The organism is Pelomicrobium sp., from assembly GCF_036803785.1.
Classification (GTDB): domain Bacteria; phylum Pseudomonadota; class Gammaproteobacteria; order Burkholderiales; family UBA6910; genus Pelomicrobium.
The window spans coordinates 12,346-36,469 of the sequence record NZ_DAIRTR010000010.1; the positions used below are offsets into that span (position 1 = coordinate 12,346).

Here is a 24,124-nt window from a genome sequence, read left to right on the forward strand (position 1 = left end):
ACATGAGGAAGCCTGACGCGAAAGAACAAGATTTGTCATTTTATTCCCTGCCCGGCGTCGGACCAATTTTCTCCTGAACCACCTCGGCCAGGATCCGCAGATCCCCACCCACCAGCCGCACGTCCCGCAGCCGCAGCGCAAGGCGCGCGGAGAGATCATCGGGGACGGCAAGGCTTGCCATCCCCCGAGCGGCATCCCCGAGCAGGCATGGGGCAAGGTAAACCAGGAGCTCGTCTACCAGGGCTTCCTTCAGGAGGGAGCCGTTGAGCCTCGTTCCCGCCTCCACCAGCACTTCGTTGATTCCCCGCTCGCCCAGGAGCCGAAAGAGGGTCGGTAGATCCACTTTCCCCGAAGGATTCGGCACGCACAGGACCTCAGCGCCCCGGTCCTGCAGCCGTTTCGCCGCGTCCTGGTCGTCCCGGGCATAGGCGATCAGCACGGGAGCCCCTGCCAGGACGCGGGCGCTCTCTGGGGTCTCTAGACGGCTGTCCACCACGACCCGTAAGGGCTGGCGGGGCGTCTCGACGTAGCGCACGGTAAGCCGGGGATCGTCTTCCCGCACGGTACCGATGCCGGTCAGGACGGCGCAGGAGCGGGCTCGCCAGTGGTGAGCGTCGCGCCGCGCCGCTTCTCCCGTGATCCACTGGCTCCTGCCGTCGGGAAGGGCCGTCCTGCCGTCCAGACTCGCCGCGATTTTCATCCGCACCCAAGGCCGGCCTCGGGTCATGCGGGACACGAACCCGATATTGAGCGCTCGCGCCTCCTCTTCCAGCACGCCGCATTCCACGGCGATGCCTGCCTGCCGCAGCCGTTCCATGCCCCGCCCCCTCACCCGAGGGTTGGGATCCTCCATGGCGACCACCACGCGCCTCACTCCGGCCGCCACCAGGGCATCGGCGCAGGGAGGCGTACGTCCGTAATGGCTGCAGGGCTCCAGAGTTACGTACACGGTCGCGCCGCAGGCGCGTTCTGCGGCCTCCCGCAGCGCGACAGCCTCGGCGTGGGGCTCGCCGGCGCGGGCGTGAAAACCTCGGCCGACGATTTTTCCGTCCTTTACAATCAAACACCCCACCCGCGGATTGGGCGTGGTGGTGTAAAGGCCTCGCTCAGCCAGGCGCAAGGCTTCGGTCATGAAGCCGTGGTCGTCGGCGCAAGCCATGGCCGTCACGCCCCGCGCTTGATTCGCGGGCGCCGCACTTCCGCGATCACATGCTGGAAATCGTCCACGTCCTTGAAGCTACGATAGACGGAGGCAAAACGGATGTAAGCCACCTTGTCCAGCTTATAGAGCTCCTCCATCACCATCTCTCCGATCTGCCGGGAACGAATTTCCCGCACGCCCAGCGAGAGGACCCGCTGTACCACATTCTTGATCGCGGCTTCCACCTTCTCTGCCGGCACCGGACGCTTGTGCAGCGCTCGCATGAAGCCCGTGCGCAGCTTCTCCATGCTGAATTCCGCCCGATTGCCGTCCGACTTCACCACGGTGGGCATGCGCAGCTCCACCGTCTCATAGGTAGTAAAGCGCTTGTCGCAGCCGAGGCAGCGGCGCCGGCGGCGGATGCTGTAGCCATCCTCGATCATGCGCGAATCCACGACCTGGGTGTCGGGACCCCCGCAAAAAGGACATCTCATGGCAGGAACGGATCGGCTATTGTCCCCAGGAGTTCGCGGGCGAAGCTCCTATGTCTCACGTCTCCGCCCGTAGACGGGAAAGCGTTCGCACAGCCGTAGAACTTCTTTCCCCACCCGCGCGATGACTCCTTCGCTCTCGGGCGCCTCCAGCACATCGGCGATCAGGTTGGCGAGAGCTTCACATTCGAGTTCCTCGAATCCCCGAGTGGTGACCGCTGGCGTGCCGATGCGGATGCCGCTCGTGACGAAGGGCCGCTCCGGGTCGTTGGGAATGGCGTTTTTGTTGACCGTGATACCGACCCGCTCTAGGACTTCCTCGGCCTGCTTGCCGGTCACGCCCTTGGGGCGCAGGTCCACCAGGAAGAGGTGGCAGTCGGTGCGCCCCGAGACGATGCGAAATCCTCGCTCCTGGAGCACCTTGGCCATCACCCGGGCGTTGTCGATCACCTGCTCCTGGTACAGCCTAAACTCCTTGGTGGCCGCCTCTTTGAACGCTACTGCCTTGGCGGCGACCACGTGCATCAGCGGCCCTCCCTGAATGCCAGGGAAGATGGCCGCGTTGAGGACCTTGGCGAACTCCGCCTGGGCCAGAATGAGCCCGCCCCGGGGGCCGCGCAAGGTCTTGTGGGTGGTACTGGTCACGAAGTGGGCGATACCCACGGGACTCGGATAGAAGCCCGCGGCGATGAGCCCCGCGTAGTGGGCGATGTCGGCCAGAAAGTAGGCATCCACCCGATCGGCAATCTGGCGGAAGCGCCTCCAATCGATGATCCTGGAATACGCTGAAGCCCCAGCGATGATCATTCGCGGGCGATGGACTTCGGCCAGGCGCTCCACTTCGTCATAGTCGATCTCCTCGGTGTCCGGGTGAAGGCCGTAGGTCACCGCCCGAAAGGTGCGGCCACTGAAATTGACTTCCGCGCCGTGGCTCAGGTGCCCGCCATGGGCGAGGGACATGCCGAGGATGACGTCCCCCGGCTTGAGCATGGCGAGATACACGGCGGCGTTGGCTTGGGAGCCCGAGTGGGGCTGCACGTTGGCATAGCTGGCATGAAACAAGGCCTTGGCGCGCTCGATGGCAAGCGTTTCGATCACGTCCGCAAACTCGCAGCCGCCATAGTAGCGCTTGCCGGGATAGCCTTCCGCGTATTTATTGGTGAGCACCGACCCCTGGACGGCCAGCACACGGGGACTCGCGTAGTTCTCCGAGGCGATCAGCTCGATATGGCTTTCCTGCCGCCCTTCTTCCGCCGCGATGGCCCGGGCGAGCTCTGGGTCGAATTCTTCCAGACTCTGCTGTTGAGAAACCCACATGGCCCTGTTCAGCCGCTGAAAAAGCGAATAGTTTACCATTCGGCCTGCGGTCAAAATCCGCGACCTATCTTTTTCCGATCTGCGAAAGGAGAAACCGCCTGATGGAAGCCTGGCTGAGCCTCGCGCGGCTGATCGACGCACTGAACGAGCGGGTCGGCCGGGCGGTTCGCTGGCTGGTACTCGCCACCGCCTTGCTGAGCGCCGCCACCGCCTTCGCCCGCTACGCATTTCACGCAAGCTCCAACGCCGCGCTCGAGCTCCAGTGGTACCTGTACGCCCTGATCTTCCTGCTCGCCGCCGGCTACACGCTGAAGCACGACGGCCATGTGCGCATCGACGTCCTGTTTGCGCGGCTCTCCCCCCGCGCCCAGGCCTGGATCGACCTCGCCGGAGGACTTCTCATGCTCCTGCCCATGGCGCTGATCATCCTGGGGCTTTCCTGGCACTCCTTTGCTCTGTCGTTCCAGATTCGGGAAATGTCGCCCGATGCGGGCGGGCTGCCGCGCTGGCCCATCAAGCTGGCGATCCCGGTGGGCTTCGCCTTGCTCGCGCTGCAAGGCGTGGCCGAAATCATCAAGCGCCTCGCCTACCTGCGGGGAAACATCTCCGATCCGCGCGCGGCCTGCCCTGAGGCCGATGGAGCCAAGCGGCCGCCCGAGGAGGCCGTCTGATGCCTTTCGAGCTCATGGCCCCGCTCATGTTCGGCGGGCTCGTGATATTGCTCCTCACCGGCTATCCGGTGGCCTTCGCCCTGGCGGCCAACGGGCTGCTGTTCGCCCTGATCGGGACCGAGCTCGGCTTTTTCAAGCCCGACCTGCTACAGGCGCTGCCCGAGCGCATCTTCGGCATCATGTCCAACCAGACCCTGTTGGCGATTCCCTTCTTCACCTTCATGGGCCTGATCCTGGAACGCAGCGGCATGGCCGAGGATCTGCTGGACACCCTGGGACAGCTCTTCGGCCGGCTGAGGGGCGGTCTCGCCTATGCGGTGGTCCTCGTGGGGGCATTGCTTGCCGCCACCACTGGCGTGGTGGCGGCTTCGGTGATCGCCATGGGGCTCATTTCCCTACCGGTGATGCTGCGCTACGGCTACTCTCCCGCCCTCGCCTCGGGCGTCATCGCCGCCTCCGGCACTCTGGCCCAGATCATCCCCCCCTCCATCGTCCTCATCGTCATGGCCGACCAGCTCGGCGTATCGGTGGGGGATATGTACGAGGGGGCGCTGCTCCCAGGGCTCGCGCTGGCGGGCCTATACCTCGTCTACGTGCTGCTAGTCACCCTCTTCAGACCCCGGGCCGCACCGGCCCTGCCGGCGAACGCCCGCACGAGCTCTGGATCGATTCTCGCCCGGCGGGTGCTGGTCTCTCTGGTACCTCCCCTCATCCTCATTTTCCTCGTGCTCGGCACCATCTTCCTCGGCGTGGCCACCCCCACCGAGGGTGGCGCCATGGGAGCCGTGGGTGCCCTCGCCCTCTCCCTCGCCAAGGGGAGGCTCACCCTGCCCCTGCTCAAGCAGGCGATGGACGCCACCGCCCGACTTACCAGCTTCGTGATCTTCATCCTCATCGGCTCCACCGTGTTCAGCCTGGTCTTCCGGGGCGTAGACGGAGACTTGTGGGTCGAGAGTCTCCTGGGAGACCTTCCCGGCGGCGTAGTGGGCTTCCTAGTGGTGGTCAACGCGATCGTTTTTCTGCTGGCGTTCTTCCTCGATTTCTTCGAGATCGCCTTCATCCTGGTGCCCCTCCTCGCACCAGTAGCGGAGAAGCTGGGAATCGATCTGGTCTGGTTCGGCGTGCTGCTGTCGGTCAACATGCAGACTTCTTTCATGCACCCGCCCTTTGGCTTTGCCCTGTTTTACCTGCGCAGCGTCGCGCCCAAGGAGGTGAGAACGACCGACATTTATTGGGGTGCAATCCCCTTCGTCCTCATTCAACTCGTCATGGTGGGCTTAGTGATCGCATTCCCGGGGCTCGTGCTTGGCCCGGCGGGGCGTTAGGCTTCCTCAACGACCGGCGGTTCAGAGGAGAAGAAGAAACTCGCGGTCGTTCTCATTCGCCCGTTCTACGGCGTCTTCTGGGGAAAAGCGAAGCTCGCGTAGGAAAGCTCCGCCACGGTGAACCACTGGTACTGCTCCTCGCGGAACGCTTTCCACTGGGCGTAGATTTTGGCGAAGATGGGATTCCTGGCCGCCTCTTCTTCGTAGAGCTCGAAAGCACTCTTCAAAGCCGCCTTCATCACGTCCTCGGGAAAAGCGCGCAGCTGCACTCCCTGTTTGATGAGCCGCCGCAGGGCCGGCGGATTTTTCGCATCGTATTCGGCGAGCATGTGCAAGTGGGCTTCCGCAGCCGCCGTCTCGAAGGCCTGTTGATAGTCCTTGGGTAGCTTTTCCCATTCCTTGAGGTTCACATAGAAGGAGACCTGGGCTCCCGGCTCCCACCATCCGGGATAGTAGTAAAACTTAGCCACTTTGTAGAAGCCGAGCTTTTCGTCGTCGTAAGGACCGACCCATTCCGTGGCGTCGATGGTGCCCCGCTCCAGGGCCGGGTAGACATCGGCCCCCGCCAGGGTCTGGGGCACCACCCCCAGCCGCGCCATGATTTCGCCGCCGATGCCCGGGATGCGCATCTTCAAGCCCTTTAGGTCGGCGAGGGACTTTACCTCCCGGCGAAACCAGCCCGCCATCTGGGCACCGGTGCTGCCGCCCGGAAAGTTGACGATGCCGTAGTCGCGGAAGAGCTCCCGCAGCGCGGCGAGTCCGCCGCCCCGGTACATCCAGGCGTTCTGCTGCCGAGCGCTCAATCCGAAGGGTAGGCAGGTGTCGAAGGCGAAGGCCTTGTTCTTGCCCACGTAGTAGTAGCTTGCCGAGTGGCCGCATTCGACGGTACCCTGCTGGACCGCATCGAGCACCTGCAAGCCCGGCACGATCTCGCCCCCGGCGAAGGGCCGGATCTGGAACTTGCCGCCGGTGAGCACCGCCACCCGCTTGCAGAACGCTTCGGTGGTGCCGAACAAGGTATCCAGGCTCTTGGGAAAGCTGGAAGCGAGGCGCCAGCGTACTGCGGACTGGGCCCGGACGATCGCCGGCGCGGCAAGCGCCCCCGCTGCGGCGAGGCTGAGACCTGCGTGTTTCATGAATGAGCGTCGTTTCATCGTGTCCTCCTTGTGGGCGTTCTCGCCCCTCGATCTGCCCCGGGCGGTGTTCTGCCGCCCGGCTCACAGGGCGCCTGCCTCCTTGAGCAAGGCGGCAAGGGTCTCTGCCATGCGGCGGTAGCCTTCTTCATTGGGATGGAGGGCATCGGACTTAAGCCCCGGGGAGTAAAGCACGTCCTTCACCACCTCTTCTTCCAAGGGGATGCCGAACTCCCGGGCAATGTCCCGATAGAAAGGAGGCGGGTCGGCCAGGAGCGCCGGGCGCGGCACCGCGATCAGCACCACGTCGGCGCCCCGGCTGCGGATCAGCCGCACCATGGCCCTCAGGTTGTCCGCGATCTCCTCTTCTCCCACCTGGCGCAGCATGTCATTGCCCCCAGGCACAGCAGCACCAGCCGGGGTTTCACCGTCTCCAGCACCGCGGGAAGCCGCGCCAGGGCACGGGCCGTGGTCTCCCCCGGCACGCCGGCGCTCACCACTTCCCGCCCGATCAGGCGGCTCAGCACAGCCGGATAGCTCCGATCCTCCGGGGCGCCAGAGCCGAAGGTGAGGCTGTCGCCGAAAGCGAGGACCACGTCCGCGGGCGCCAGGGGCGCAAGCCGGGGAGGCGGCCTGTCACAGGCCGCAAGGACGATGAACACCAATCCCAGGGTGAAGAACGCGCCCGCACCGCGACCGCCGTGCACCCGGCTCACTCGCCGGCCACGGTCATGTGCTCGATGAGGATGGAGCCGCATTGCTTGGAGCCGCGCACCACCACGTCGTTACCCACTGCGGCGATGGTGCGGAACATGTCGATCAGATTGCCGGCGATGGTGATCTCCTGCACCGGATAGGCGATCTCTCCCCCCTCGACCCAATAGCCCGCCGCCCCCCGGGAGTAGTCGCCGGTGACCAGGTTGACTCCATGACCCAGGAGCTCGGTCACCACGAGCCCCGTGCCCAGGGCCTTGAGCAGTCCGGCGAAGTCGAGGGGCCCGCCTGCGAGCAGGAGGTTGTGGTTGCCCCCCGCGTTGCCGGTGGAGCGTAGCCCCAGCTTGCGGGCCGAGTAGCTGCCGAGAAAGTAACCTTGCAACACCCCGTCCTTCACCACGTTTCGGTCCCGGGTCGCCACGCCCTCTTCGTCGAAGGGGGCGCTCGCTAGCCCTCGCTTCAAGTGCGGTCGCTCGTCGATCTGGACGAGGGGCGCAAACACCGGCTCCCCCAGGCGATCCAGCAGGAAGGAGGCCCGGCGGTAAAGATTACCCCCGCTCGCCGCCGCCACGAAATGGGAAAGGAGGCTTGCAGCGACCGGTGCCTCGAACAAAACGGGGGCTTCCCGGGTGGGCAGCCGGCGCGCCCCCAGCCGGGCTACCGCCCGCTCCCCTGCCCGCCGGCCCACCGCCGCCGCGGGCTCCAGATCCTCGGGACTGCGGGCGCTGCTGTACCAATAATCCCTTTGCATGGCCTCGTCCTGGCCAGCGATGACCGCGCAACTGATCGAGTGGCGGGTGGCCGGGTATCCCCCCATGAAACCCAGGCTGTTGGCATAGACGAACCGGGAGGCCTGGACAGAAACGGTGGCCCCTTCCGAGTTGCGGACCTCCTTGTCCACCGCGAAGGCTGCCTCCTCGCAAGTCTTGGCGAGCTCGACGGCCGACTCCACAGGCAGAGACCAGGGATGGTACAAGTCCAAATCGGGGATGTCCCGGGCCAGGAGATCCTCGTCAGCGAGGCCCGCGCACTCGTCGGCGGCGGTATGGCGGGCGATGGCGAGGGCCGCCTCCACCGCCTGGCGCACCGCCTCGGGGTCCAGGTCCGAAGTGCTGGCATGGCCTCGGCGCTTGTCCAGAAACACGGTGACGCCAAGCCCCTTGTCTCGGCTGTACTCGAGGGTCTCTACATCCCCCATGCGCACGGTCACGGTCTGGCCGTAGCCCACCGAGACCTCCACCTCGCATGCGCTCGCGCCCTGACGGCGCGCGCGCTCCAAGGCGTCCCGGGCGATCTCCCGCAACTGCTCATCGCTGTGGGAAAAGTCGCTTTCGTTCATGGAACAAGGGCGCTTCGAAAATTCGTTATCATATCAGGCTGGAGCGAAGCCCAGGCGCCCATGAACCAGGATTTGATCCTCAGCAAGACCAAGATGAAGCAGCGCATGCACGAGTTGCAGGCGCTGGGGGAAACCCTCACCCGCCTGAGCGAAGCCCAGCTCGCCCAGCTCGCCCTCCCGGAAACCCTGCGGGAGGCGGTGCAGGAAGCCAAGCGCATTCGCTCGTTCGAGGCCCTGCGGCGCCAAATCCAGTACATCGGACGGCTCATGCGCACGGTGGACGACACGGCGATCCGGGAGCAGCTGGCGGTATGGGAGGGAAGTTCCGCTCGCCACACCGCCTGGCTGCATACGGTGGAGCGCTGGCGGCTCCGACTCCTCGAAAGCGAGGACGCGGCCCTTACGGAAATCAAGCGGATGTACCCCGCCGCCGACACAGGCCGGCTGCGCGCCCTGGTGCGCAACGCCCGCCAGGAGCGGCAAGCGGGTAAATCCCCCCGGGCGTTCCGCGGCCTGTTTCAGGAGCTCAAGCGCCTAATTCCCGAACCCGAAGTGGGCAAAGCCCCCCACGCCGGCGACCGAAGCGATTGAGCTTTCAACGCCCAGAAGAAACCCATGGCGCAAGAACTGGTAATCGGACTGGTGTCGGTGAGCGACCGGGCTTCCCGGGGGGTGTACCAGGACCAGGGTATCCCGGCCCTGGAGGCTTGGTTTCGCGCCGCTCTCAAAAACCCCCCGTGGCGCACCGTAACCCGCCTTATTCCCGACGAACAGCCAGTCATCGAAGCGACGCTACGGGAACTGGTGGACGAGCAGGGCTGCCATCTAGTCCTTACCACCGGCGGCACGGGGCCCGCGCCCCGGGACGTCACCCCGGAGGCGACCCTGGCGGTGGCCGATCGGGTCATGCCCGGCTTCGGAGAGCAGATGCGCCAGATCAGCTTGAGGTTCGTGCCGACTGCGATCCTCTCCCGCCAGGTGGCAGTGATCCGCAAGAGTTGCCTGATCATCAACCTGCCCGGCCAGCCCAAGTCCATCCAGGAGACGCTGGAAGGATTGAAAGGGCCCGGCGGAGAAGTCATCGTGCCGGGGATCTTCGCCGCCGTGCCCTACTGCATCGACTTGATCGGTGGGCCTTACATCGAGACCCACGAGCAAGTGGTCAAGGCGTTCCGGCCCAAATCAGCCCAGCGCCCCCCCGCTTGAAGATAGACCGGCCTCAGCGCACCTTCATCACGCCCGGGATGCCATCGAATCGGGCACCCGTGCCCACCAACTGGGCGGAGCGTACGGTGTAGACGAAGTTGCGGTGATCCAGGCTGTCCCGGGGCTTGGCCGCGATTTCGGCGTGGGGATAAGCGAAGTAGGGCAGTCCCAAGGCCGCCGGTTGAGGCTTGAGGGACAACCGCTCCCAGTAGTTGAGCACCACCCAGTTCATTTCCCAGCTGCCGAAGAAGCGGTTCTTGAGGTCGATGAGGCGGGGATCGGTCGCGGGCAAGCCGCTTTCGAAAGCCGCCCGCAGCACGTTGGCCGGATCCACGGGCACCCAGCCCACCCCTGCCAAGTAAAGCTCCGCCCGCACTTCCTGCCCCTGGCTCACGTCCCCGTAGGCCCCCAAGGCAGGGGAAAGCCGGGAACGGTCCAGGGCGATGCCGAAGGCGAGCCGGGCAGGAATGCCGCTCGAGCGGGCGAGGGACACCAGTAAGGCGCTCAGGTCGGCGGAGCCGCCGGCAAGCTTTCCGGCCTTGAGCATGGCGGCCACATTCCCCGTACCGCAGCCGCGCACCTGGGGGTCGTAGGCTGCGTTGGCCACCACCCAGTCGTAGATGGCCCGGGCCCGCTCCAGGGGAGCACCTGCCCCCCGGGTGACCTCTTTCGCGAGCTGGCGGGTCACCTCATCCACCGGGATGAGACCGGTGCCCGTGAGGAAGGCCCGTGCCTCGGAAGGAAGCGGCCCGGCGCCTGCGGCCCTGCCCAGATCCACCTTCCGATCCAGGGTCTTCACGATAGTGCTCACCTCCAAGGTGCGGGGACCCGGCCGGGTCCATTCCGCGTAGACCATGGGCACGGCGGTTGCTTTCAAGGGGTCGAAGTCGACCTTTTGCGCGTTTCCCGACCAGATCGTGCCTTGGTTGCGCTGGTAGATCGAATCGCCGAGCAGGGGGATCGGAACCCACAGCCGGGCGGGCGCCGGCGATTCGGGCAGCTCGATGCGGTAGCTCAGCCGGTAGCTATTCCACGCCCCCAGGTCGTCCAGGGCCGCCCAGGCCCGGGGTGATGCCAGGGCCGCCGCGGAACCAACGCCGAGGAGTCTGATAAAATTTCTGCGATTCACGTGCGCCTCCCTATTGCCCATTCCTCCTCAGACCGAGACCCCCGTTCAAGTTTAGCAAGTTTTATTCCCTGTCCAACGGATCCGTCCATGACCTCCGCCACCGAAGCGCCCCTGCTGGCGTCCATCGAGATCGAAACCGCCCCGCAGCCCCGCTTCGCCGTCATTTGGATGCATGGGCTGGGGGCCGACGGCCATGACTTCGTGCCCATCGTGCACGAGCTGGGGCTACCGGCCGCACCTGGCGTGCGCTTCATCTTTCCCCACGCCCCCCTGCGGCCCGTGACCATCAATGGGGGCTACGTCATGCGGGCCTGGTACGACGTGCTGAGTCCGGGGTTCACCCAGCGGGAAGATGCTTCAGGGATACGCGCTTCCCAGCAGGCCATCGATGCCTTGATTGCCCGGGAAGCGAGCCGGGGAATCGACCCGGCGCACATCGTGCTGGGAGGCTTTTCCCAAGGGGGGGCCATGGCCCTACACACGGGCTTGCGCCACGGCCTGCGCCTCGGCGGAATCGTGGCCCTATCCACCTATCTGCCCTTGGCAGAGAGTCTGCCTGTGGAAGCGAGCCCGGCCAATGCCCGGGTCCCGATTTTCATGGCCCACGGGAGCCACGACCCTTTGATCCCCTTGTCTCTCGCCGTAGGCTCCCGGGAGCGGCTCGTGGCGATGGGCTATTCGGTGGAGTGGCGCGTCTATCCCATGCAACATTCCGTCTGCATGGAGGAAATCGCCGACATCGGCGCCTGGCTGCGCCGCAGGATGGGGACAGACTGAGGGATCCCTCCTGGAGCTTAACCCTCGTCGCCTTTCTGTACCCGAAAGCGGCCCAGGTCGAACTCGTCCCCCTGCGCTTCCAGGGCCATGGGGACGAGGAGGCGAACTTCTCCGTCCAGGTCCATCCGCAACCGCCGCCCGAGGGCGTACAGTCCCCCCTTGAGCACCAGCCGAATCTCGTCCCGAACCGCCTCCTCTCCCAGTAAGATGCCCTGCTGGGCTTCCCTTCCTGCCCGCGTCGCCGGGAACGTGCCCCCCTCCACCTCCAAGCCCACTAGCCGCACCCCATGGGCGAGGGTTTCTACCCCTACCTGGGACGGCTCTCCCCGGATCAGCCGGCGTACCACCCCTACTCCCCAGCGCTCGGTTCCTTCCGGCTGATGGGCGAGGAGCGCCCCGACCTGGAGCCGCTCCCCGTCCCGACGGGATATTCGGGCGCTGAAGCCACCCCGGCTGATGTCGTTCGCAATCCAGCGCTGGAGCTTGTCACCAAGGACCGCTTCGAGCCCGTGCAGCGCCTGCACGATCCGATCGAACCCGGTCACCACCCGCAGCGGGACGGCGGCCGGGTGGCGGACCTCGCGGCGCAGGGGCGGCTGGGGTGACCAGTGGCGCTCCAAATGGCGTAAGACATCGATCACCTGGGACGGATCGAGGCACAACCCGCCGTCCACTTCTGGCGGAACGCCGCGGCGGGCCACCTTGTCCATGAGGCGAGAGAGCTGGGACCAGGCTTCCCCGGGGCTCAGGAACACCCGATGGGGTTTTGCCCGCGCCGTGGGGCTTACTCGCCCCGGTGGTCCCGGGTGTGCCAGGTCGAAGCAGTAGACCACGCTGGCCCCCTCGTACCTGGCCAGGCGGAAGTGCTCCGCCAGGTGGCCCGCCAGCCGCTCGGTGATCTCCAGCCTCACGGGGGAAAGGGCGTCAGGGGCCGCCAACCAGAGCATCAACGCCTTGAGCAGCTCCTGCACGGGCGGTGCGGGAGGGGCCCCCGAATAGAGTTCTACGGGCGTATGCAAAATTTCCCAGCGCTCGCCGAAGCGGTAGATCGCCGCGAGCCCCTGCCACACTTCGGGGGAAGGGGCGTGGTAGCGCATGAGGGTCCACTTGAGCTGCTGCCCGTAGGCACGAAACGCGCGAGCGACGGCAAGGGGCAGCAGCGTCGTGTTGGAGATCTCCCGAGCCGAGGAAGCGACCTGGGCCAAGGCTGAACGATAGGCCTGGGCGAGGGTGGACCAGAACGCGGCGAGGAGATTTCCCAGACGGTGCTCCTGGAAGGGTCCCGTGCCCGCCACCCCGAGGAAATCCCGCGTGAGGCGCCGCTCCCGGCGCTGGGCGGCCTCGTCCAGGAGGCAATAGCGCTGGAGGCGCTCGCCGGCCCGAAAGCCCTCGGTTTCCGCCACTGAGCGAATCCAGTGGTTGATGTCCTCCAGGGCGCCGAAGGCATCCCGCAACTCCAGCTCTGCCAGGATGCGCCGCGTCTCTTTGAGCTGCGCCATTGGGTGATCGGGCTTGCTGCCAAAGCGTCCCAGCATTTTTCGCCTCCCTCCCCTTAAACAGCCTCCCTCAAAGCGGCCCGCCGCCCGCGCTCCACATCCACGCCGGCCAGCACGGCCATGCCCGCGAGAAAAAAAATTCCCATGGAGAGCATGGCGAGCCGATGGTCGCCAGCCGTGACCCAGGTGATGATCCCGTAGGTAATGGGACCGAGAATCGCCGAGAGTTTGACCGCCAGTCCCCATAAACCGAAGAATTCTGCCCGACGCGTGGCCGGGCTGAGGTAGCCCACCAGGGCCCGTCCCGCCGACTGGGCGCTCCCGAGGCACAGGCCTGCCAGATTCGCCACGGTCCAGAAAAGACTTCGGGTGTCGGCCCACCCGGCGAGCACCGCGGTTGCCAGCCAACCGAGCAGGATCAGGCTGACGGCCGCCTTGTGGCCGATTCGGTCCTGGAGGTAGCCGAAGGCGAAGGCGCCCACTGCGGCGGTCACGTTCACCACCAGGATCAGAAGCAGGGTCTCCTGGGTCCCGAACCCCATGGCCTGCTGGGCATACACCGCGGCCAGGGCCACCACGGTCTGGATGCCCGCCTGATAAAACACTACGCACAGGAGAAACCGACCGAGGTCGCGAAACTCTCTCGCCCGCGCCAGGGTTTGCCGGAGCCGGGCAAAGCCATCCCGGGCGAGGCTCAAGGGGCCCGCCGCCTGGGGCTTCGCCCGCTCCCGCAGGAAGGCAAAGGTGGGAATACTCGCCAAGGCGAACAGGCCCGCGGTAATCACCATGGTGATGGGCACGAACTGCTCTGCCGTCTGGCCCCGCGCCTCCGCCCAGGCCACATAACCCAGGCACGCCCCGAGGCTCACCAGTCCTCCCAGGTAACCCAGGGCCCAGCCCCAGCCGGACACCTTACCCAAGGCCGGGCCCCGGGCCAGCTCGGGGAGGAAGGCGGCGATCAGGTTTTCGCCGCTGCCGAAGAAAAAGTTGCTCAGGATGATGAGGGCAGCGCCCAGGGCGAGATCGCCCCGGCCCACCAGGGCCAGGGCCGCCGTGAAGGCGACGCAGCCCACGGTGGTGAGCAGCAGAAGGGGTTTCTTCACCGCCCGGGCATCGGCCAGGGCGCCGATCAAGGGCGCCGTGACGATGATGAGGGCATAGGAGATGCCAAGGCTCGCCGTCCAGGCAAAGCTGCCCCAGGGCGCGTTTTCCGCCACCACGGCCACGAAGTAGGCATTGAACACGGCAGTGATGACCACCGTGGTATAGCCGGAGTTGGCGAAGTCGTACATGGCCCAGGCCCAGACCTCGATGGGCCGCACACCGCAGGCGAGAGCCAGGCTGGACGGGGAGGCGTCGGATTCGGAGGCGCGGTTCATGGGGGGCCAGCGGCCGGCCGCGCCATTATGGCACAGGGGTGTCCCCCTTTCGTTTGCGGGCCGGAGGAATCAGGAGGAAGGTCGCCAGGACCACCAGGGCGAAGCCCACGTAGAGCAGGGTGAAAACCCAAGGAGGCGCGTCCCAGTAGAGCACCGCGTGCAGAATCCGGGCGATGAAGCCCTTCTCCGTCTCTCGTCCCCGCAGGGCGTCCTCCCACACGGTGAGGGGGCACATGACGCCTACCAGTGCCTCGCCGGCCACGAACAAGATCGCGCCCAGGTGGGTGACCCGGAAGCCGAAGTGGCGCGCGAGGGGCCAGCCCCGCCAAGCGCCGACCCAAACGAAAGCCAGGCCGCCCACCACGAACAGCACGAACAAGGCGTGGAGGACAAGAATGAGGTCGGCGAGCCAATCCATGGCCACCCCATGGCGGGATCAATCGCCGCGGGCTACTGGCCGGGCAGGATCCGTACACCACTCGCTCCAGGAGCCGGGATAGAGCCGGGAGCCGGCGAGCCCAGCCACTTCCATGGCGAGCAAGTTGTGGCAGGCGGTCACCCCAGAGCCGCAGCAGTGGACCACAGCGTTCGGGGCGGTGCCCCGCAGCAAAGAGACAAACGCTTGCCGCAGCACCTCCGCCGGCTTGAAGCGTCCATCCGGACCGAGGTTTTCCATGAAGTGGCGGTTGACGGCGCCGGGAATATGGCCGGCCACCGGATCCAGGGTTTCGTTTTCGCCACGGAAGCGCTCCGGGCTGCGGGCATCCAGCAGCCGCACAGCGGGATCGCCCAGATGGGCTTCGATATAGGCCGCGTCGACCGCTACCGCGCCCGGGCGTTCCACGAAACGCTTGGGCACTCGGGCCCGTGACTCAGTGCTGACGGGCCTCGCCTCGGCCACCCATCGGGCGTAACCCCCATCCAGCACCGCCACCGCCCCGTGGCCCATCCAGCGCAACAGCCACCATAGCCGGGCGGCGAAGGGCCCAGGGCCACCGTCATAGGCCACCACCTGGATGCCTTCGCCCACCCCCAGGCGTCCCAGGCGTTGCGCAAAGGCACGCGGATCCGGCAGCGGATGCCGGCCATTGCGGCCGGTCTTCGCGCCCGAAAGATCCCGTTCCAGATGCAGATGGATGGCCCTCGGGAGGTGGCTGGCGGCGTACGCCCGTTCCCCCGCCGCCGGCTCGAGGAGATCGTGGCGGCAGTCGAACACGATCCAGGAGGGATCGTCCAGGTGGCGGGCCAGAATCTCGGGGGAAACCAAGGTGGTGTAGGGCATCGGCGCGCTCCCGGGCGGATCGCCTCCTACCGCGCCGCCCCATCGCCAGGCCCCGGCGCCTCCCCTTCCGCGGTGCCGTCTTCTGTCACCCAGGCGTAGGCTGTCTCGTAATCATCGAATACCCGGATGTCCGCGTCTACGAAGAGCCGTTGCAGCCACGCGCTCCAGGCAATCCACTGGTTCGAGGTCACGACGGCAATGCGTCCGATATCGCGGGCGTGATCCCGAGAAAACTTAATCTCCTCCCACGCCACATCCAGGGTATAGCGCACCATGTCCCGCAAGTCGAGCAGAAGATTCGCCTGCCCGTGGAATTTGATCTCGTAGAGCAGGTGCTCCTCGAGCTCCTTGAAGTCAGCCAGGGTGAACTCACCCAGCACCGCCACGTTGACCAGGCTGTCGGACTGCTCGATGGTGATCATGGGGCATTGCCTCGTCTCGGGCCAAGTTTATTGAAAGACCTGTCGTGCCGGCAAACCTCCTCCGCCTACCGCTTCAGGGCCGGTTCCAGCTCCCGCCGCAGGAACTCATGCAGGTGGATCATGCCATCCTCGAGCGGCGACTGGTATGGCCCGGCATCGTCCTCGCCCCGCTCGTATAGGGCCTTGCGGCCTCGGTGCAGGAGGGTGCAGATCTGGGCGTCCTCCGCCGCCGACTCGAGATAGGCGGCCTGGTGGGCCTCCTTGAGCTCGGTCTCGAAATAGGCCACGTCCTCGGGATAGTAGAATTCCACCACGTTGGTGGTGTGATCGGGCGAGCGCGGGACCAGCGTGCTCACTACCAGGCAGTGGGGATACCACTCCATCATGACGTTGGGATAGTAGATGGCCCATAGAGTCCCGTACTTGGGCATCTCGCCACCGGTGTAGCGCAGCAGCGCGTCGCGGTAGCGGGCATACTTGGGCGAGCCGGTCTTTTGCAGCTGGTTCTTAACACCCATGTATTGGATCGACCAGCGCGCTCCGAACTCCCAGCGAAAGTTGCCCGCATCGACGAAATCCCGCAAACCCGGATGGAACGGCTCCACGTGGTAGAGCTCGAGGTAGATTTCGAGAAACGTCTTCCAGTTGAAGGGGCACTCGTCGATCACGGTGCGGTCGTAGACGTAACCGTTGAAATCATAGTCAGCTGCCGCGCTAAAGTCCTTGAGATCTTCGGCGGGGTCCCGGGGCCCAGCGAAGAGCATCCCGTTCCAACGCCTCAAGGAGGTTTTAGGCAGCGACGCACAGGGCGTGGCAGCGAATTCCGGGGCTCCCAGCAGCGTCCCGTCCAAGGCATAGGTCCAGCGGTGCAGGGGACAGACGATGTGCCGGGCGTGGCCCCGCCCTTCCAGCAATAGTCCTTGTCGATGGCGGCAGACGTTGGACATGAGCGCCACGCCCTGCTCGTTGCGCACCAGCATCTTCGCGTGGCCCATCCATTCCAGGGTGAGATAGTCGCCGGGATTGGGTACCATCAGTTCGTGACCCACGTATCCAGGCCCCTGGTCGAACAGGAGGCGGCGCTCCAATTCGAACACCCTGGGATCGAAGTACCAGGCCATGGGCAAGGGCTGGGTCGCCTTGACGAGCTCGCTCAGATTGGAGATGTCGCTCATGGGAAACGGATCCTCCGAAGAGAAGATTCGAAAAGCGCCATGGTAACCAAAATGCCCGTCCCTCGCGCATCGGCCGGTTGAGGACCTGCCCGCTCAGGCCCCCAGGGGTTTCGTTGACCGGACGATTCCCTATAGGCTATGTTCATCATTTTTTCCGCGAACCTTTCGATGGCTCAACCCGCTGACCGCCCGGCTACCCCTGAGCCCGCAAGCCCAGGGACTGTGCCGGCGAGCTTCGAGGCGGCTCTCGCCGAGCTGGAAGCGATCGTCGCCCGCATGGAAGAAGGCCAGATGCCCCTGGAAGAGTCCTTGGCGGCGTACAAGCGCGGGACCGAACTGCTGCAGTATTGCCAGGCCCGGCTCAAGGATGCCCAGCAACAAGTGCGCATACTGGAAGCCGGCACGCTGCAGGACTTCCAGGTGGACGATTCCCGCTGACCGCCTGCCTCTGGCGCGCAGGTGCGAAAGAGCTCGAGCTTTGACCATGCCCGGAACGAACAGCGATTTCCAGTCCTGGGCGCGCAGCCGCCAAGCCCTGGTGGAAGAGGCCTTGAACCGACTGTTGCCGCCGGCGGAGGTGGCGCCCCAGCGGCTGCACCAGGCGATGCGTTACGCGGTTCTGGGAGGCGGCAAGCGGGTGCGGCCACTGCTGTGCTACGCCGCGGGCGAGGTGAGCGGCGCCGAGCTGGAGCGACTGAGCACCGCCGCAGCCGCCCTGGAGCTGATCCACGTCTATTCGCTGGTGCACGACGACCTGCCCTGCATGGACGACGATGTCCTGCGCCGAGGAAAACCCACCTGTCACGTGGAATACGACGAGGCCACCGCCCTCCTCGCTGGCGATAGCCTGCAGAGCCTGGCGTTCCAGCTGCTGGCCGAGTACCGGGTGGCCGACTCCCCCCAGACCCAGCTGCGCATGCTGGAGCATCTGGCCCGAGCCGCCGGCTCCCGAGGCATGGCGGGCGGCCAGGCGATCGACCTGGAAGCCACCGGCAAGACCCTGACGCTTCCGGAGCTGGAATTCATGCACATCCACAAGACCGGCGCGCTGATCCGTGCCTCCGTGATCCTAGGGGCAAACTGCGGCCGGGCGCTTGCGTCCAAGGACATGGACCGGCTGGACCACTTCGCCAAGCGCATCGGCCTCGCCTTTCAAGTGGTCGACGACGTGCTCGATGCCCAGTCCACCACCGCCACCCTGGGCAAGACCGCCGGCAAGGACGCACGCCAGGGCAAACCCACTTACGTGTCCACGGTGGGGGTGGAGGCGGCCCGGGCCATGGCCCAGGAGTTGAAGCGGGAAGCGGTGGAAAGCCTCGCCCCCTTCGGCGAACGGGCCCGGCGGCTGCGGGAGCTCGCCGAGTACATCGTGGGCCGCGAGTTTTGACCCTTCCCCCATGTTCGAATTGCTGAAAAGCATCCAGGATCCGAAGGATCTGCGCGCCCTGTCGCGCCAGGATCTCCATGTCCTGGCATACGAGCTGCGGGAGTATCTGATCCAGCTCGTGAGCCGCACCGGCGGCCACCTCTCCTCCAACCTGGGGACGGTGGAGCTCACCATCGCCCTGCATTACGTGTTCGACACACCCCACGACCGCCTGGTGTGGGACGTGGGCCACCAGACCTACGGTCACAAGATCCTGACCGGGCGACGCAGCCTCATGGATCGCCTGCGCATGGAAGGCGGGCCTTCGGGCTTTCCGCGCCGCAGCGAGAGCGTCTACGACACCTTCGGCACCGCCCATTCCAGCACTTCCATCAGCGCCGCCCTGGGCATGGCGGTGGCGGCCCAGCGGGCCGGGGTCAAGCGTCACGTGGTGGCGGTGATCGGCGACGGCGCCATGACGGCTGGCATGGCCTACGAAGCGCTCAATAACGCCGGGGCCATGGACGCCGATCTCCTGGTGATCCTCAACGACAACGAGATGTCCATCTCGGAGAACGTGGGCGCCATGAACCGGTACCTGGTACGCCTGCTCTCGAGCCGCTTCTACCACCAGGCTCGAGAGGCGGGACGTAGGATGCTCGAGAAGCTGCCCCCCGTGCTGGAATTGGCCAAAAAGGCCGAGGAACACGTGAAGGGCATGGTGATGCCCGGTACCCTGTTCGAAGAGCTGGGCTTCAACTACATCGGGCCCATCGACGGCCACGACCTGGACACCCTGATCGAGACGCTGGAAAACATCAAGCGCCTGGAGGGCCCCCAGTTCCTGCACATCGTCACCCGCAAGGGAGCCGGCTACAAGCTGGCGGAGGACGATCCCATCCTGTACCACGGGGTGAGCAAGTTCGACCCGGCCCAGGGCATCCAGTCGGCCAAAGGCGGGGGATCGCCCACCTACACCCAGGTCTTCGGCGACTGGCTGTGCGACATGGCGGCAGCCGATTCCCGCCTCATGGCCATCACCCCGGCGATGCGGGAGGGCTCGGGGCTGGTGCGCTTTTCCGAGCTCTTTCCGGAGCGCTATTTCGACGTGGGCATCGCCGAGCAGCACGCCGTCACCTTCGCCGCCGGGCTCGCCTGTGAGGGACTCAAGCCGGTGGTGGCCATCTACTCCACTTTCCTGCAGCGGGCCTACGATCAGCTGATCCACGACGTGGCGATCCAGAACCTGCCAGTGGTCTTCGCCATCGACCGAGGCGGGCTCGTGGGCGGGGACGGAGCCACCCACAACGGGGCTTTCGACCTCACCTACCTACGCTGCATCCCCAATATGACCGTGATGGCGCCCGCCGACGAAAACGAGTGCCGGCACATGCTTTATACCGCGTTCCAGATGGACACACCCACGGCGGTGCGTTACCCACGGGGCAGCGGTCCGGGCGTGCCGGTGGAAAAGGAGATGCGCGCCCTGCCCATCGGCAAGGGGGAGCTGCGGCGCCGGGGCCGACGGGTGGCATTCCTCTCCTTCGGCGCCATGCTGGCGCCTAGCCTGGAGGCGGCCCGTGCACTCGATGCCACGGTGGCCAACATGCGCTTTGTGAAACCCCTGGACGAAACCCTGGTCCTGGAGCTGGCCGCCTCCCATGAGCTGCTGGTGACGGTGGAGGAAAACGCCATCGCCGGCGGCGCGGGTAGCGCGGTGCTAGAGTGTCTGGCGCGCCATGGACTGGCTACCCCTGTCCTTCAGCTCGGGCTTCCGGACCGCTTCATCGATCACGGCAACCCCGCTCATCTGCTCAAAGGCCTGGGCCTCGATGGAGAAGGGATCGCGGCCGCCGTACGGCGGCGATTGTCCGAGTAGTTTACTCGGGAATTGTCGGGCCGGTATAATGTTTTTGTATTTCATTCTCGTAAGAAAGCCCGTTCCATGAACCGAAAAGCCGAATTCCCGTTGATGCCCGACGTCCAGAGCAGCCCGGATTCCCGGCACCTCGCCATCGACCGGGTGGGCATCAAAGGAATCCGCCACCCGGTGCGGGTCGCTGACAAAAGCGGCGGGGTACAGCACACCGTGGCCACCTTCAACATGTACGTGCACCTGCCCCACAACTTCAAGGGCACCCACATGTCTCGCTTCGTCGAGATCCTGCACGGCCAGGAGCGGGAAATTTCGGTGGAATCGTTCGAGTCCATGTTGCGCAGGATGGTGCGCCGGCTGGAGGCGGAATCCGGCCACATCGAGATGAGCTTCCCTTACTTCATCAACAAGTCCGCTCCCGTCTCCGGGGTCGAGAGCTTGATGGACTACGATGTCACCTTCACCGGGGAGATCCACCATGACGAGTATCGCTTCGCCATGAAAGTGGTGGTGCCGGTCACCAGCCTCTGCCCGTGCTCGAAGAAAATCTCCGACTACGGCGCCCACAACCAGCGCTCCCATGTGACCGTGACCGCCCGCACCAAGGGGTTCGTGTGGATCGAAGAGCTGGTGCGCATCGTGGAGGATCAGGCCTCCTGCGAACTCTACGGCCTGCTCAAGCGCCCCGACGAGAAGTACGTGACGGAAAAAGCCTACAACAACCCGAAATTCGTAGAGGACATGGTGCGCGACGTGGCGGGCATCCTTAACCAGGATCCGCGCATCCTCGCCTACGTGGTGGAATCAGAGAACTTCGAATCCATCCACAACCATTCCGCCTACGCGCTGATTGAGCGCGATAAGAAAATTTCCGGCGGCCTTCTCTGAAGCCGGGCTCTCCGGAAAACGTGGACCCTTTTTCTTTCGATCCGGCCCGCCTTGAGGCCCTCACCTTCGACGTCTTCGGCACCGTCGTCGACTGGCATGGCGGAGTAGTGCGGGAAGGCCGGCGGCTCGCCCGCGGCCGCGGCCTCAAAGTGGACTGGAGTGCCTTCGCCAACGCCTGGCGCGCCAAATACGCACCTTCCATGGACCGGGTGCGACGCGGGGAGCTGGCTTGGACCAGGATCGACGACCTGCATCGCATGAGTCTCGAGGAAACTCTGCAAGAATTCGGCATCGGCTCCTTCACCGAGGAGGAGAAAGCCCGGCTCAATCTGGCGTGGCACCGGCTCGATCCTTGGCCGGATGCGGTCAAGGGACTGCGCCGACTCAAAAAACGCTATATCGTCGCCACCCTCTCCAACGGCAACGTGCGGCTGCTGGTGGACATGGCCAAGCGTGCCGGGCTGCCCTGGGACTGCATCTTCTCGGCGGAAATCTTCCGACGTTACAAGCGCGACCCGGAGGTCTACCTGGGCGCCATCGACATGCTGGGCCTGAAGCCCCACCAGGTCATGATGGTGGCAGCGCACCAGGACGATCTGCGGGCTGCCCATGCCGTGGGCATGCCCACGGCTTTCGTTCGGCGGCCCCTGGAATACGGCGATCCCAAGAAAAAGGACCTCACCCCGGAGCCTGTTTTCGATCTGGTGGTGGACAGCCTGGAGGAACTGGCGGGGCGGCTAGGGGCCTAAGGGCGGGAGCTGCGGGCAGCCGTTCAGGCTAGAAGCGCTTTTTCAAGGTAAGGGTGTTGCCTTCCTGGCGCATCTCCACCCGGTTGAGAAAGCTCATGCCCAACAAGATGACCGGCAGGCTATCGCCCTCCTGCACCGCCGCGTCCACGTTGCGCAGCAAGACCCCTCCCACGCGCACTTCGTCCAGCTTGACCAGGTAGATCGGCACCAACCCGTTGGCGGTAGAGGCGTAGCGCTGCGCTCCTCCTCGATAGTAAAGGCCGATGCGCCTCGCCTCCCGGCTGGGAAGGGTCACCAGGGTTGCCCCGGTATCCACCACGAACTGCACCGGGGCACCATTGATCTGCCCGCTGGCGATGAAGTGGCCACGGCTGTCGGAGATCAGGGTGACGCTCGCCTGGTCACCGGCGGGACCCCCGCCGGTGACCGCCTGGCCCAACCCCAGCGTGCGGCGCACTCCGTTCGCTTCGATCACCGCCTGGGCGCTGTCGGCAGAAAGGAGCTTCACTCCCTCGGGCGTCGTCTCCCCTTCTCGTACCAAGCGCGGCTTGCCGCCATTTACCACGATTACCGCCTGCCCTTTGGACAGACCCACCACCTGCACATCGGTTGCCTGAACAGCGAAGGGTGTGCATAGGATGAGCCACAGAATTCGACTAAAATGCCGCGACTTCACGAGCAAGAGCCGGAGTCGAAAAATGAAACCCGTCGCCATCTTCCGCCACCATCCCGCCGAAGGCCCGGGCTATTTTGCCACATACCTGGAGCGCCACGGCATTGCCTGGAGGCTCATTCGCATCGACGCCCGCGATCCCGTTCCCCCAGATCCCTCCGGGTTCTCTGGTCTCGCCTTCATGGGCGGGCCCATGAGCGTAAACGATGACCTGCCGTGGATTCCACCCGTGCTCGACCTCATCCGCATCGCGCTGGAGCGCGGCATGCCGGTGCTCGGCCATTGCCTGGGTGGCCAGCTCATGGCCAAAGCTCTCGGGGGCCAGGTCACCCGGGCCGCGCAAAAGGAAATCGGCTGGGGGGAAGTGACCCGTGCTGCCAATGCCACAGCCGAGGAATGGTTCGCTGGGCTGCCGGAGCGCTTCCTCTGCTTTCACTGGCACGGGGAGACCTTCTCCATCCCGCAAGGGGCGACCCACGTGCTTTCGAGCCCGTTATGCCAGAACCAGGGCTTCGTGCTCGGCAACAGCATCGCTTTACAGTGCCACGTGGAAATGACCGAGGAATTGGTGCGCGCCTGGTGCCAGGCGGGGAAGCGCGAAATTGAGGCTTCCCGCGCTAGTCCTGGGGTACAGCCGCCGGAGGCCATGCTGCAAGAGCTAACCTTTCGGGTCAGCGCCCTCCACCGCGTCGCCGACGCCGTCTACGGACGCTGGATCCGAAAACTCGAAGGGTGACCGCCATGTCGGCCACACTCACCGCCCGCGCCACCTGGCGTGATCGGCTCCGGGACTGGATCGAAGGACCCCGGCCACAGCGGTTTGTGACCGCTCTGATCGTGGTCAACGCCGTGACCTTAGGGATGGAGACCTCGCCCGTCCTGATGGCCGCTGCCGGTCCATTGCTGGTGGCGCTGGATACGGCTATCCTTTCCGTTTTTGTTGTGGAGATTGCCCTGCGCGTGACCGCCCGGGGCCTCGGATTTTTCCGCGACCCTTGGAGCGTGTTCGATTTCGCTGTGGTGGCCATCGCCCTTGTTCCTTCGAGCGGCCCCTTCTCGGTGCTACGGGCCCTCAGGATCCTGCGGGCGCTGCGGCTGCTCTCCATCGTGCCGTCCATGCGGCGGGTGGTGTCCGCGCTCCTTGCCTCCATTCCCGGCATCGGCTCCATTGCCGTGATTCTGCTGATCCTCTTCTACGTGTTCGCGGTGATCGCGACCAACCTGTTCGGACAAGCCTTTCCGGAGTGGTTCGGCTCGGTTGGCCGCTCCATGTACACTCTGTTCCAGGTAATGACCTTGGAGAGCTGGTCGATGGGCATCGCCCGGCCGGTGATGGAGAAATACCCTTACGCCTGGGCGTTCTTCATTCCCTTCATCCTGACCGCCACCTTCACCATGCTCAACCTGTTCATCGGCGTGATCGTTAATGCCATCCAGGTGCAGGAAAAGGAAATCCAGGGGGAAACCGCCGCCGCAGTGGAACACGCGGCGCAAGAAGTGGTCAGCGCCTCCCGAGCCGAGATCGAATCCCTACGCAAAGAGCTGCGCACCTTGCGGGCCTTGCTGGAAGCGCAG

General features: G+C 65.3%; 25 protein-coding genes and 1 pseudogene. 12 read left to right on the plus strand and 14 right to left on the minus strand.

Annotated features, from left to right (window positions below; genetic code table 11):
• Window positions 1–40 precede the first annotated feature (40 nt).
• From ribD to glyA, 3 genes are read right to left on the minus strand one after another with little or no spacing between them, the layout of a single operon-like run.
• Entirely contained in the window at window positions 41–1,159 is a 1,119-nt protein-coding gene (gene ribD, locus V7Q81_RS02230) for a bifunctional diaminohydroxyphosphoribosylaminopyrimidine deaminase/5-amino-6-(5-phosphoribosylamino)uracil reductase RibD (RefSeq protein WP_333839991.1), read from the minus strand.
• Window positions 1,160–1,164: 5 nt separating this feature from the next.
• A complete protein-coding gene (gene nrdR / locus V7Q81_RS02235) occupies window positions 1,165–1,635 on the minus strand; it encodes a transcriptional regulator NrdR (protein ID WP_333839993.1) in 471 nt (156 codons plus the stop codon).
• A gap of 48 nt (window positions 1,636–1,683) precedes the next feature.
• Window positions 1,684–2,949: a serine hydroxymethyltransferase gene (gene glyA / locus V7Q81_RS02240; protein ID WP_333839995.1), complete on the minus strand. Its 1,266-nt coding sequence runs from the start codon at window positions 2,947–2,949 to the stop codon at window positions 1,684–1,686.
• Between the two features lie 101 nt (window positions 2,950–3,050).
• Between glyA and V7Q81_RS02245 the strand changes: the two genes are divergently transcribed.
• Complete coding sequence (locus tag V7Q81_RS02245; protein WP_333839996.1) at window positions 3,051–3,620, plus strand: TRAP transporter small permease subunit; 570 nt, start codon at window positions 3,051–3,053, stop codon at window positions 3,618–3,620.
• Window positions 3,620–4,945 carry a TRAP transporter large permease gene (locus V7Q81_RS02250; RefSeq protein WP_333839998.1) on the plus strand — a complete coding sequence of 442 codons (1,326 nt, stop codon included), beginning with the start codon at window positions 3,620–3,622 and terminating at the stop codon, window positions 4,943–4,945. Before V7Q81_RS02245 ends, V7Q81_RS02250 begins: the two co-directional genes overlap by 1 nt.
• A gap of 65 nt (window positions 4,946–5,010) precedes the next feature.
• On the opposite strand, the gene V7Q81_RS02255 is transcribed toward V7Q81_RS02250, so the two are convergent.
• From V7Q81_RS02255 to pmbA, 3 genes and pseudogenes are all read right to left on the minus strand, one after another.
• Window positions 5,011–6,099, minus strand: coding sequence for a TRAP transporter substrate-binding protein (locus V7Q81_RS02255; protein ID WP_333840001.1), 1,089 nt, complete (start codon window positions 6,097–6,099; stop codon window positions 5,011–5,013).
• A gap of 63 nt (window positions 6,100–6,162) precedes the next feature.
• A pseudogene (locus V7Q81_RS16065) lies at window positions 6,163–6,836 on the minus strand (arylesterase).
• Window positions 6,791–8,131, minus strand: coding sequence for a metalloprotease PmbA (gene pmbA, locus V7Q81_RS02270; protein ID WP_333840009.1), 1,341 nt, complete (start codon window positions 8,129–8,131; stop codon window positions 6,791–6,793). Before pmbA ends, V7Q81_RS16065 begins: the two are co-directional and overlap by 46 nt.
• A gap of 60 nt (window positions 8,132–8,191) precedes the next feature.
• Here pmbA and yjgA point away from each other — a divergent pair, with 60 nt between their 5' ends.
• Both yjgA and mog read left to right on the plus strand, forming a co-directional pair.
• Window positions 8,192–8,722 carry a ribosome biogenesis factor YjgA gene (gene yjgA, locus V7Q81_RS02275; protein WP_333840011.1) on the plus strand — a complete coding sequence of 177 codons (531 nt, stop codon included), beginning with the start codon at window positions 8,192–8,194 and terminating at the stop codon, window positions 8,720–8,722.
• A 24-nt stretch (window positions 8,723–8,746) separates the two neighbouring features.
• The gene (gene mog, locus V7Q81_RS02280) at window positions 8,747–9,337 is read left to right on the plus strand and encodes a molybdopterin adenylyltransferase (RefSeq protein ID WP_333840014.1); all 591 of its coding nucleotides are present in this window, start codon (window positions 8,747–8,749) and stop codon (window positions 9,335–9,337) included.
• 13 nt (window positions 9,338–9,350) lie between these two features.
• Here mog and V7Q81_RS02285 read toward each other — a convergent pair whose 3' ends face one another.
• The gene (locus V7Q81_RS02285; RefSeq protein WP_333840016.1) at window positions 9,351–10,466 is read right to left on the minus strand and encodes a transglutaminase-like domain-containing protein; all 1,116 of its coding nucleotides are present in this window, start codon (window positions 10,464–10,466) and stop codon (window positions 9,351–9,353) included.
• A gap of 87 nt (window positions 10,467–10,553) precedes the next feature.
• Between V7Q81_RS02285 and V7Q81_RS02290 the strand changes: the two genes are divergently transcribed.
• Window positions 10,554–11,243 carry an alpha/beta hydrolase gene (locus V7Q81_RS02290; protein WP_333840018.1) on the plus strand — a complete coding sequence of 230 codons (690 nt, stop codon included), beginning with the start codon at window positions 10,554–10,556 and terminating at the stop codon, window positions 11,241–11,243.
• A gap of 17 nt (window positions 11,244–11,260) precedes the next feature.
• On the opposite strand, the gene V7Q81_RS02295 is transcribed toward V7Q81_RS02290, so the two are convergent.
• The 6 genes from V7Q81_RS02295 to V7Q81_RS02320 all read right to left on the minus strand — a co-directional run bounded on the left by V7Q81_RS02295 (window position 11,261) and on the right by V7Q81_RS02320 (window position 16,997).
• On the minus strand, window positions 11,261–12,778 hold the full coding sequence (locus tag V7Q81_RS02295) for a hypothetical protein (protein WP_333840021.1): 1,518 nt from the start codon (window positions 12,776–12,778) through the stop codon (window positions 11,261–11,263).
• A 17-nt stretch (window positions 12,779–12,795) separates the two neighbouring features.
• Complete coding sequence (locus tag V7Q81_RS02300; protein WP_333840022.1) at window positions 12,796–14,118, minus strand: MFS transporter; 1,323 nt, start codon at window positions 14,116–14,118, stop codon at window positions 12,796–12,798.
• A gap of 25 nt (window positions 14,119–14,143) precedes the next feature.
• Entirely contained in the window at window positions 14,144–14,536 is a 393-nt protein-coding gene (locus V7Q81_RS02305; RefSeq protein WP_333840024.1) for a DUF2784 domain-containing protein, read from the minus strand.
• Window positions 14,537–14,554: 18 nt separating this feature from the next.
• Window positions 14,555–15,400, minus strand: coding sequence for a sulfurtransferase (locus V7Q81_RS02310; protein WP_333840026.1), 846 nt, complete (start codon window positions 15,398–15,400; stop codon window positions 14,555–14,557).
• A gap of 26 nt (window positions 15,401–15,426) precedes the next feature.
• Window positions 15,427–15,822, minus strand: a complete 396-nt coding sequence (locus tag V7Q81_RS02315) for an STAS/SEC14 domain-containing protein (RefSeq protein ID WP_333840029.1) — start codon at window positions 15,820–15,822, stop codon at window positions 15,427–15,429.
• 65 nt (window positions 15,823–15,887) lie between these two features.
• Entirely contained in the window at window positions 15,888–16,997 is a 1,110-nt protein-coding gene (locus V7Q81_RS02320; RefSeq protein ID WP_333840032.1) for an aromatic ring-hydroxylating oxygenase subunit alpha, read from the minus strand.
• Window positions 16,998–17,165: 168 nt separating this feature from the next.
• Between V7Q81_RS02320 and V7Q81_RS02325 the strand changes: the two genes are divergently transcribed.
• The 5 genes from V7Q81_RS02325 to V7Q81_RS02345 all read left to right on the plus strand — a co-directional run bounded on the left by V7Q81_RS02325 (window position 17,166) and on the right by V7Q81_RS02345 (window position 21,876).
• Window positions 17,166–17,435, plus strand: coding sequence for an exodeoxyribonuclease VII small subunit (locus V7Q81_RS02325; protein ID WP_333840035.1), 270 nt, complete (start codon window positions 17,166–17,168; stop codon window positions 17,433–17,435).
• A gap of 46 nt (window positions 17,436–17,481) precedes the next feature.
• On the plus strand, window positions 17,482–18,384 hold the full coding sequence (locus tag V7Q81_RS02330; RefSeq protein WP_333840037.1) for a polyprenyl synthetase family protein: 903 nt from the start codon (window positions 17,482–17,484) through the stop codon (window positions 18,382–18,384).
• Window positions 18,385–18,394: 10 nt separating this feature from the next.
• Window positions 18,395–20,242 carry a 1-deoxy-D-xylulose-5-phosphate synthase gene (gene dxs, locus V7Q81_RS02335; RefSeq protein WP_333840040.1) on the plus strand — a complete coding sequence of 616 codons (1,848 nt, stop codon included), beginning with the start codon at window positions 18,395–18,397 and terminating at the stop codon, window positions 20,240–20,242.
• A gap of 66 nt (window positions 20,243–20,308) precedes the next feature.
• Window positions 20,309–21,127 (plus strand): GTP cyclohydrolase FolE2, encoded by an 819-nt coding sequence (gene folE2, locus V7Q81_RS02340; protein WP_333840043.1) that lies wholly within the window; start codon window positions 20,309–20,311, stop codon window positions 21,125–21,127.
• A gap of 20 nt (window positions 21,128–21,147) precedes the next feature.
• Window positions 21,148–21,876 carry a haloacid dehalogenase type II gene (locus V7Q81_RS02345; protein WP_333840045.1) on the plus strand — a complete coding sequence of 243 codons (729 nt, stop codon included), beginning with the start codon at window positions 21,148–21,150 and terminating at the stop codon, window positions 21,874–21,876.
• 28 nt (window positions 21,877–21,904) lie between these two features.
• Here V7Q81_RS02345 and V7Q81_RS02350 read toward each other — a convergent pair whose 3' ends face one another.
• A complete protein-coding gene (locus V7Q81_RS02350; protein ID WP_333840047.1) occupies window positions 21,905–22,474 on the minus strand; it encodes a retropepsin-like aspartic protease family protein in 570 nt (189 codons plus the stop codon).
• A 100-nt stretch (window positions 22,475–22,574) separates the two neighbouring features.
• On the opposite strand from V7Q81_RS02350, the gene V7Q81_RS02355 reads away from it, so the two are divergent.
• Both V7Q81_RS02355 and V7Q81_RS02360 read left to right on the plus strand, forming a co-directional pair.
• The gene (locus tag V7Q81_RS02355) at window positions 22,575–23,285 is read left to right on the plus strand and encodes a type 1 glutamine amidotransferase (protein WP_333840049.1); all 711 of its coding nucleotides are present in this window, start codon (window positions 22,575–22,577) and stop codon (window positions 23,283–23,285) included.
• A 5-nt stretch (window positions 23,286–23,290) separates the two neighbouring features.
• The coding region (locus tag V7Q81_RS02360; protein ID WP_333840052.1) for an ion transporter at window positions 23,291–24,124 on the plus strand (834 nt) is incomplete at its 3' end.

Coding starts and splice junctions, on each gene's coding strand:
- ribD (WP_333839991.1), bottom strand. CDS start 1,159: ATGGCTTGCGCCGACGACCACGGCTTCATGACCGAAGCCTTGCGCCTG.
- nrdR (WP_333839993.1), bottom strand. CDS start 1,635: ATGAGATGTCCTTTTTGCGGGGGTCCCGACACCCAGGTCGTGGATTCG.
- glyA (WP_333839995.1), bottom strand. CDS start 2,949: ATGTGGGTTTCTCAACAGCAGAGTCTGGAAGAATTCGACCCAGAGCTC.
- V7Q81_RS02245 (WP_333839996.1), top strand. CDS start 3,051: ATGGAAGCCTGGCTGAGCCTCGCGCGGCTGATCGACGCACTGAACGAG.
- V7Q81_RS02250 (WP_333839998.1), top strand. CDS start 3,620: ATGCCTTTCGAGCTCATGGCCCCGCTCATGTTCGGCGGGCTCGTGATA.
- V7Q81_RS02255 (WP_333840001.1), bottom strand. CDS start 6,099: ATGAAACGACGCTCATTCATGAAACACGCAGGTCTCAGCCTCGCCGCA.
- pmbA (WP_333840009.1), bottom strand. CDS start 8,131: ATGAACGAAAGCGACTTTTCCCACAGCGATGAGCAGTTGCGGGAGATC.
- yjgA (WP_333840011.1), top strand. CDS start 8,192: ATGAACCAGGATTTGATCCTCAGCAAGACCAAGATGAAGCAGCGCATG.
- mog (WP_333840014.1), top strand. CDS start 8,747: ATGGCGCAAGAACTGGTAATCGGACTGGTGTCGGTGAGCGACCGGGCT.
- V7Q81_RS02290 (WP_333840018.1), top strand. CDS start 10,554: ATGACCTCCGCCACCGAAGCGCCCCTGCTGGCGTCCATCGAGATCGAA.
- V7Q81_RS02295 (WP_333840021.1), bottom strand. CDS start 12,778: ATGCTGGGACGCTTTGGCAGCAAGCCCGATCACCCAATGGCGCAGCTC.
- V7Q81_RS02300 (WP_333840022.1), bottom strand. CDS start 14,118: ATGAACCGCGCCTCCGAATCCGACGCCTCCCCGTCCAGCCTGGCTCTC.
- V7Q81_RS02305 (WP_333840024.1), bottom strand. CDS start 14,536: ATGGATTGGCTCGCCGACCTCATTCTTGTCCTCCACGCCTTGTTCGTG.
- V7Q81_RS02310 (WP_333840026.1), bottom strand. CDS start 15,400: ATGCCCTACACCACCTTGGTTTCCCCCGAGATTCTGGCCCGCCACCTG.
- V7Q81_RS02315 (WP_333840029.1), bottom strand. CDS start 15,822: ATGATCACCATCGAGCAGTCCGACAGCCTGGTCAACGTGGCGGTGCTG.
- V7Q81_RS02320 (WP_333840032.1), bottom strand. CDS start 16,997: ATGAGCGACATCTCCAATCTGAGCGAGCTCGTCAAGGCGACCCAGCCC.
- V7Q81_RS02325 (WP_333840035.1), top strand. CDS start 17,166: ATGGCTCAACCCGCTGACCGCCCGGCTACCCCTGAGCCCGCAAGCCCA.
- V7Q81_RS02330 (WP_333840037.1), top strand. CDS start 17,482: ATGCCCGGAACGAACAGCGATTTCCAGTCCTGGGCGCGCAGCCGCCAA.
- dxs (WP_333840040.1), top strand. CDS start 18,395: ATGTTCGAATTGCTGAAAAGCATCCAGGATCCGAAGGATCTGCGCGCC.
- folE2 (WP_333840043.1), top strand. CDS start 20,309: ATGAACCGAAAAGCCGAATTCCCGTTGATGCCCGACGTCCAGAGCAGC.
- V7Q81_RS02355 (WP_333840049.1), top strand. CDS start 22,575: ATGAAACCCGTCGCCATCTTCCGCCACCATCCCGCCGAAGGCCCGGGC.